We start from the raw sequence: 8,307 nt of genomic DNA on the forward strand, positions 1-8,307 counted from the left end.
AATTTTTTTGATTTTTTAAAGCTTCTTTTCCATTGAAAGAGCAAGGGCTTTCGCCCTTGCTTTTTTGAACTCGCACACCTGCAAGCTTTTTATGCTCTTATGCGGCAGCACCGTCTGCTCCCAATACCACGCCTTCTACAGTGGTATTCTTCAGCATTTTTCCCTGCCCGTCAAAATAATATTTCTTTCCGTTAATGACCTGGAAGCCGGTTTGCATAGTACCGGTCTTATCCATGTAGTACCATTCCCGGTCCTTCAGCAGCCAGCCAATCTGCATTTTTCCTTGCAAATCCTTATTCATATAGTACCACTGGCCGCGGCTGTTTTGCCACCAGCCGAAAATCATATAGCCGTCTGTTCCGAAGAGATACCAGGTTTCCGGATCCACCTGTAGCCAAGTGTTTGCCGCCATAGTACCGTCTTCCTTGAAAAAGGCATATTTGTCCTCACCGGTTTTGGTGATTCCGGTTTGCATAACGCCCTGCTGATCCATAAAGAACCATGCACCGTTACGCTCCAGCCAGCCTTTTTTTACTTTTCCGTTTTCATCGATAAAGTACCAATGTCTTCCCACATAACGCCAGGAATTGGGCGCTACGCCGTTTCCTTCCAACAAAGCATCATCTATGCTTTTCTCATTTTCCGAAGCGCTCACCGGGTTGCTCCCCTCCGGTTCCTGCAATTCCTCTGTGGAAGCGGTGACAAATTCTCCATCCTTCATATACTGCTTTTCCTCATCGGTGGAGGGAGTTGCCTTAACCTCGTAATAATAGGTCTTTCGTAAATCCGACATTGCCTTGGATAAATCCAAAAATGTGGTCTTTACGTTGGTAAATTCGGTAATCTTCTTATCATCTCCATACAGTACCACCGTGTAGGCAGGGGCATAGCTTACTTTTTTCCAAATCGCCATGGTATGGGCTTTGTTCCAACCGGCACGGGAGGTTCTTCCCAAAACCATTCGGGGAATATAATCCAGCTTCAGCAAAAGCTCAGAGCCTCTAGGGCTGGCCTCCACAAAGTTGGCACCGGAAACGTTGACTTTGCTCTTGTTAAAATTCGCAGCAAATACCTTGTTGTCCTTGGTTCCCAAAAGCACTTCCACTCTTACCTTCTGAGCCGGTACCCAAGATTCAAAATTTTTTCTATACTGGATGGAACGGATTTCCACATAATTCTCCAAAACGTTTATTTCCGGAGGAATAATCTCTTCCGCATCTCCGTACTGACTCTGAAAGTCAATGCTGACCGATTCCACCACGGTGGAATCCGCCGCTCTGGCCCTATTCTCAAATGGAATTAAGAAGAGCCACAGGAGTAATAAAAAGAGAATAAGTCGTTCCGCCAGCTCCAGAAATTGCATTTCTCTACCCCCAAAGCCGTTAGAATCTTTTTCTTTTCCCTTCCATTTTCCTTCAAAATTGATCAGATCCTTCTTCTTCATCACTATCTCCTTAAGCTTTCTTCTCCAATCTTCTCCATTTTCTCCATTGTATTTATCGGTTTTTTCTTAAATTTTATAAATATGAAATTTCAATAAGTACAATGATTCTTGAAATTTCTTCACTAATCTTGAAAAAACTTTTTTCTAACTATCATAATACTTCTTTTTCGCAAAATACTCAATTCTATTTTCTTAATTATCTGTCAAAAAGTGTATTTTTTGCAAAATATGCTTTTCCCAAAAACCTTTGATTGGGGCATAAAAACGATATGAGCTAAAATAATGAGCTCAAACAATGATTTGACAAAATACCCCTTTATCTTCCAAATTCTCCCTGCAGGAAAATGCCGTCCCCATTTAAAGGAAAACCGCCTACAGAGGTATTTTTCAGCATTTCTCCGCTCTCCTCCTGGAAATAGCGCCAATCTCCGTCGATTTTCTGCCAACCGGTTTCCATGGCTCCATTGCTGTTTAAATAATAGGTCTTTTCGTTTCTGGTCAAGAAGCCGGTAAACATTACCCCCAACAAACTGTTGTCCAGTTCATTGCAGTAGTACCATCTGCCCTGCCAAAACAGCCAGCCGGTGTGCATCTTTCCGTCTGCTTCAAAATAATAATATTTGCCCTGAATGACTCTCCAGTCTCCGGAAAACATCTCTCCTGCTACTTGACCGTTGGTGGCTTCCGTCTCCGGAAGCAGATAATACCACCGGTCCTGATCCTTCACCCAGCCCACAGCCATGGCTCCGCTTTCCTGGAAGAAATACCATTTGTCCTGGATTTTCTGCCAGCCCTTCACCATCTTGCCGTCCGGCTGGAAATAGTACCAGTATCCGTCAATTTTTCCCCATCCCTTATAGAGCTCCCCACTGGGCAGGCGGAAAATATAGCTTCCGTCCGTTTCTTCCCAGCCGATTTTTTTCTCCGTTCCCGCTTGAACCTTCTCTCCTTCTTTTCCTTTACCGTCCGAAACATCTCTGTCTCGAATTTGTAAATCGGAGGATTCGGTATATCCGCTGCCTCTGGCATATTTTCTTTCCTTGGCATCCTTCACCAGGGTTTTTACCTTCACCATGTAACGTCCGGCCTTTGTCATATAAGGATAAAAATTATACTGATTTCCGGAAAGCTTTTCTATTTCGTGAATTCTGGTACCGTCTCGAAAAAGTTGAACCGAATAAACGCCGGAATCCACTTCTCCCGGTTGCCAACGAACAGATCCCAGGCTTTTCTCATTCCAGTCCACGGAAACCGGGGCGTCATAGGCTCCTTCCACAGCCTTCATTTTCAAAGTCAAAACCAGATCGTCACCCTCTCTTTTGGCGGAAACATAATATCCTCCCGTAATATGGAAGGAGCTGGCCCGATAGGAAGCCAGAAAATAATTATCGGTCACATCGGTGGGGCTTAGGGTAAGCAGTAATTCCAATTCCTCTCCTACCTTTACGGTGGACTTATTCTGCCCTCCCCACTCTGCGGCGGTAATAGTAAAAAGAGAACTCTTTCCTCTTACGGTCACCTCATGCTTTTGAATTTCCCCCTTTTCGATGAAAATTTCTCCGGGACTGTCTCCTGACTCAAGCTTTGAGTAAATCTGAATGTGAATGCTGTTAATCGGTTTAGAAGCTGCAAAGCTCACCACGCCGCTAAAATACAAGAAAAAAAGGCATAGTCCTAAGAGAGCTATCCCTTTTTCCAAAAAACGCAAAAAATTGTCCTTCATGATTACTCCTCTTCTTAAGAAACTAAGAAGAGAGATTGTTTTTCCGTTCTTCCCTTCTTCGTTCCCGTTCTGCTCGATCCTTCTCCGGATCCCCGGTAAAGCCGAGGAAATAGATATAGATCTCCACTATCGCCTGAAACAATTCCTCAGGAATTTCTGCTCCCAGTTTCATTTGGGTAAGAAGAGAAGCCAAACTGTCGTCTTCATAGACAGGGACGCCTGACTTCATTGCGGTTTCCGTAATTTTTTCCGCCATGTGGCCCATACCGGCCGCCACAATCATAGGGGCGCCGTTTTTCTCATTATCATACTTTAAGGCTGCCGCCTTTTTCTCCATTATCTTACTAAAGTCTGCCACTTTCTCTCCTTTATTCCTGAAGATAGTATTCTATCGACAGTTTTTTCTTCCTTGAAAAGGACCTTTCCTTAACAAAATCCTTACACTTAAATTTACGACTCATAACAAATAAGGCTCGATAATCCTTCCTTTCGGCTTACTCTACTTTGCCTTAAATCCTTACGTTTAAGCCCTTCTCCGCTTCCTTTATCTCCGGGAAAACTTCCTGAATCCGGAAGTCTCTGGTCTTCTGGTATACCCCAAGATTCGCTACGGAAAGCCCGTTTCTTCTTAAGATATGGGAAACAACATCCTCCACATCCTTCTGCTTATCCATAAGCTCCTCCGGCATAAAGAGCTGTAAATCTACTCGCATGTCGGAAATACCGGAAATGATTTCAAAATTTCCCAGGCTTTGAATGTTGAACTTCAAAAGCATCTTGGTCAGCTTTCCGCCGGCACCGTCCTTTGCTTCCTGCTCTACCCACATCTCACTCATCACATCCTTATCATCGTAACGGAAAGGCATCACCAAATGCTGCAGGGGCATATATACACTTTCGTTGACCAATAAGCCGTGCAAAACCTGCTGGAAGTGGGAAATATTTTCCGTTCCCGCCTTTCCCTCCGCACCGGCCTTCAAAAAGTCCGTAAACAGCTTGGGGAAGGCATTCTCTTCCTGCCCCTTTACCTGATCTAAGAGCTCCTTAAATGCCTCCTCCGGATTTCCCTTAAACAGAAGACGGAAGTCAGGATTATTCATCAAAGCATCCTTTTGCTTGCCCAAAAGTTCCTCAGAGCCGTTTTCATACTTTACCGCATACAAAATAAACATCACCACCGCATTTCTGACCGCCCCGTAATCATGGGTTCTGGAAATGTAGTTGGACATAAAAGGAATAATCTGATTATTAATTAAGGAAGTATTCTCCTCCGTCTTTCCCGGCTCTGCCTGAAAATTAAGTTGAGAAAGCAAATCTTCAAACTCTCCCTGAAAAGAAGGAAGAAGCATCTTATCTATATCTCCCGCAATGGTCTCCATCTGCTGAAGAAAATGTCCGGAAGACGCAAAGTCGTTATAGGTCTTTCCGAAATTCAAAATCGCATTCTTTAAGGAAGGAGAAATATTGCTGCTTAACATTCCTCTTAAATTATTAAAGAGATTTCCGGAGAATTTGATTTGAGCCTTCTGCTGATCCTGTAAAAATGCTTTCAAATCCTCAGGGCTTTCCATCTCCATAGAAGAGAAAAGCTCCTCCATTACCTGACCGATTTCTCCCTTTTCCTGGGAAAGAGCCAGCGCTCCGTCACCAAATAGCACGGTCTCCAATGCTTTAGGAAGATTTGCCGTTTGAGAAAGCTCCTTTAAAAAGGCGGCATAGTTCCCTTCAAAATCTACACCGGAAAAGCTTCCCTCTCCGGTAGCGGTACCGGTTTGTCCGGTATTTTGACCGTCTGCACGATTCACCGTACCCGGGGAAACCGGATTCTTTATAGAAGGATCTTGCGATATTCTCTGATTAATCGATGGATCCGGGGTAATCGGGGAAGAACTTACCTGTAAAATGTTTGCCATTTTCCCTCCTTGGATGTAAAATAAAATGATTTCAAAAAAATTGCAATTTTAATGGACTATTCCTTATATCGACAAAAAACCCGCCGATATAGTAGAGGAAGAAGGGGTTTCATTCATAAAATTTTTCTTGTGAAGGGAAGTATACCCCAAGAGTTTCTGATATGCAAGGAAGAAACTTGAAGCCATTTAACGGGAAAACCCAGGAGGACAAAAAATGAACTTTTCTATCAGACCTGATTTTAACACTCGAGTAGACTATCAAACTCGTCAGGCAGCACTACCACAGAAGCCGGTAGACCAGGTAGAAGCTACACAGAAAGCGGACGTAGACAGATTGTCCCTTTCTAAGGGAAACGTTGTAGACGACAGAAGCTTTGCAGCAGCTTTGTCTAAAGCTACCAATGATTCTCTTCGCGTAAGTGCCTCTGACAAAAGAGTAGCAGAACTTCATCAGCAAGTTCAGGCAGGAACCTATCGTCCTAATGCACAGCGTATCGCTGAGAAGATGTTAGGATATAAAGATTAATACAGAGGAAGAATGATGAATATTTCCAACAGAGAAAAGTGGGAACAGCTCCTGCCCGTATTTTCGGAGCTTTCCTCTCTTGTTTCTGCTTTATGTGACTTGGAGGATTCCTTAACTGTCTCCGCATCTAAAAATGATTTGGAGGAGTTAACCCGACTGGTCAGTGAAGCACAACCCACTCTGCTTCGTTTTCGAGGCCTAGAGCAAAAAAGAGTAAAGTTACAGAAAGAATGTGGATTTGCCCCTCGTTCCATGACGGAATTTCTCACCGGGATTCCGGAAGAATTGCGGGAGGATTGGGAGAATCCAATTGCAGATCTTCAGAATAATCTGAGACGCTTTATACATTCCAGAGAAAACGCCGATAGAATATTACAGGTTCGCATCAGCGACATTTCCCAGCAGCTTCAGGGACAGCCTGAAGTATCTTTCCGGGATAGAAGGGTGTAAGACTCTTCTCTTCCGGAGGGAAATGAACCTTAAGGCGTATTTTTTTTCGCCTATTTTTAGAAGTCTTAAATTTTAACAATCTTTTAGGAGGACACTATGGTAAGAGCAACCTTTTCCGGCTTTGATACAGCCCTTTCCGCACTGCGGATGAATCAGAAAAAATTAGATGTAGTTGGGCATAACTTAGCCAATATGAATACTGAGGGCTATACTCGTCAAGAGCTAAAGACCTCCTCTATTAACTATGAAAACCCAACCTCCTTTTACATGAATTCCAATGATGTAAATGTAGGCTTCGGTGTGGCCATGGATGAAGTACGCCAGTTAAGAGACCAGTTTTTGGACGGACAATACCGTACCCAAAACGGAAAATCCTCTTATAACGAGTCTATCGGAGAATCCTTGAAGTCTCTTTCTTTGTTTTTGGATGAGACCAAGGTAAACGGAATCCGTTCTTCCTTTGACGACATTCAGCGTTCCTTAACCAATATGCAGGATCCTTCCAAGGTGCAGGACCCTGTTTATGAGGGTGAGTTAATGTCCAGAGTGCAGGCTATGACTACACTGATGAACTCTGCTGCGGAGAGTATTCACCAGGCAGAAAAGAATGAGTTCCATAAGATTGACGGAACCAACACCTCCGAAAACGGTGCAGTCCAAAAGATTAACTCTTTGGTTAGCGATATCGGAGACTTAAACAATCGAATCAAAAAGAATCAGCTTTTAGGAAACCCTGCACTAGAGTTACAGGATCAGAGAAACTTAAAGTTGGACGAGCTTTCCAAGTATGTTCCTATCGAAGTGGAGCATTTCTCCGAGGAATACAGCTCTCCCACCCCTCCCACCACCCGTTATCGTATCTATAACTACGATTCTGCAGGAAACGTAAAGGGACGTTCCGACTGGCCTGAGGATGTAAGAGTAAACCTGGTTTACCGAGACAGCAGTGCCGGAAACGGAGCGGAAGTAAAGAAAATCACTCTGGTAAACGGTGCTATTGATGCAGACCTGCAGGATGCCAGTGGAAAACACAACAACGTAGGTAAGGTAGAGCTTGCAGCAGGAAGCATTGATGCACCTCTTAATACCAAGTTGAAGTTTACCGGTTTCCAAAAGAGAGGTGCGGCAGCGGATAGCTTTACTACAGATACCAAGGATGTTCGTTTCTCCTCCGGATCCGTACAGGCCAGCCTGGATATGCTTTCCACCTCCGATGTGCGTGCTTTGGTACGAGGCGGAGGAACCATTAACCTGGCAGACTTAAAGGCCAGCAATGAAATGAATTCCTACAGCTATGATTTCTATATGGGAAAACTGGACCTTTTGGCAGAGACCTTTACCAAGAACATGAACGAGGTGAATAAAAAAGGTAACACCAACTATGCCGGAGTAACCAATCCCAACTATGTCTTAATGATTAACAAGGATAATGCCGGTGGAAACGATCCCAGCAATGTTACCGCAGCCAATATCGGAATTTCCAGAGGCTGGGTAAACGGAACCACCCATATCGGAACCAACGGTTTTAGAAACGGTGCTTCTGCTACCAATCGAGGAGATACCACCGATACGGTTTTGGAAATGCTGGAGCAGATGACTTCTCCTATGATGAAGATGAACAACACCAAAACCAACTATGCGGATTACATGAACAATGTATCCACTACTTTAGCCACCGATTCCTATGCCAATAAAAATGCACAGGAAATCAACAAGGCGGTATTAGAGGGAATCAACAATTCCAGAGATCAGCTTTCCGGAGTCAGCTTGGACGAAGAGGCGGCAAACATGATGACCTACTCCTCTTCCTACAATGCAGCGGCAAGACTGATGACCACATTGAATGATACCTTGGAGACCTTACTGGCTATCGGACGATAAGTAATTACAGGAGCTATCCCTGCTACAGGGGGAATGGCTCCTGTATTTTTATGTAACAATGCGCTCTGAAGGAGTGTAGGTCTGTAATCGGGCACGCTCTTACTACCCTCCGAAGGGAGGGACTGTTGTAACAATTCGCTCTGAAGGAGTATAGGTCTGTAATCGGGGCACGCTCTTGCTACCCTCCGAAGGGAGGGACTGTTGTAATAATACGCTCTGAAGGAGTATAGGTCTGTAATCGGGCACGCTCCCGCTAACCTCACCTTCGCAGCGGTACTAACTTCAAGCTTCGCTTTGCTTGCTTTCAGTAAGTACCGGCGGGCTCAGATTGCCCTCTTACAGACCTATACTCCTTCTTTCGCTTCGTCTT

Annotated in this window: 7 protein-coding genes; 3 read left to right on the forward strand and 4 right to left on the reverse strand. The window is 44.3% G+C overall.

Features of this window, described 5'->3' with window-relative positions; translation table 11 throughout:
• Positions 1-97: 97 nt before the first annotated feature.
• From HNQ46_RS05585 to HNQ46_RS05600, 4 genes are all read right to left on the reverse strand, one after another.
• Entirely contained in the window at positions 98-1,444 is a 1,347-nt protein-coding gene (locus tag HNQ46_RS05585; RefSeq protein WP_183683731.1) for an N-acetylmuramoyl-L-alanine amidase family protein, read from the reverse strand.
• A 316-nt stretch (positions 1,445-1,760) separates the two neighbouring features.
• Positions 1,761-3,167 (reverse strand): N-acetylmuramoyl-L-alanine amidase family protein, encoded by a 1,407-nt coding sequence (locus tag HNQ46_RS05590; protein WP_183683733.1) that lies wholly within the window; start codon positions 3,165-3,167, stop codon positions 1,761-1,763.
• A 22-nt stretch (positions 3,168-3,189) separates the two neighbouring features.
• Entirely contained in the window at positions 3,190-3,525 is a 336-nt protein-coding gene (locus HNQ46_RS05595; protein ID WP_007157565.1) for an EscU/YscU/HrcU family type III secretion system export apparatus switch protein, read from the reverse strand.
• 151 nt (positions 3,526-3,676) lie between these two features.
• A complete protein-coding gene (locus HNQ46_RS05600) occupies positions 3,677-5,080 on the reverse strand; it encodes a hypothetical protein (RefSeq protein ID WP_183683735.1) in 1,404 nt (467 codons plus the stop codon).
• A gap of 214 nt (positions 5,081-5,294) precedes the next feature.
• Between HNQ46_RS05600 and HNQ46_RS05605 the strand changes: the two genes are divergently transcribed.
• The 3 genes from HNQ46_RS05605 (at position 5,295) to HNQ46_RS05615 (ending at position 7,937) form a co-directional block, all read left to right on the forward strand.
• On the forward strand, positions 5,295-5,606 hold the full coding sequence (locus HNQ46_RS05605) for a flagellar biosynthesis anti-sigma factor FlgM (RefSeq protein ID WP_007157568.1): 312 nt from the start codon (positions 5,295-5,297) through the stop codon (positions 5,604-5,606).
• Positions 5,607-5,621: 15 nt separating this feature from the next.
• Positions 5,622-6,056: a flagellar protein FlgN gene (locus HNQ46_RS05610; RefSeq protein ID WP_040649250.1), complete on the forward strand. Its 435-nt coding sequence runs from the start codon at positions 5,622-5,624 to the stop codon at positions 6,054-6,056.
• 96 nt (positions 6,057-6,152) lie between these two features.
• Complete coding sequence (locus HNQ46_RS05615) at positions 6,153-7,937, forward strand: flagellar hook-associated protein FlgK (protein ID WP_183683737.1); 1,785 nt, start codon at positions 6,153-6,155, stop codon at positions 7,935-7,937.
• Positions 7,938-8,307 lie beyond the last annotated feature (370 nt).

Source organism: Oribacterium sinus (assembly GCF_014202695.1).
Classification (GTDB): Bacteria; Bacillota; Clostridia; order Lachnospirales; family Lachnospiraceae; genus Oribacterium; species Oribacterium sinus.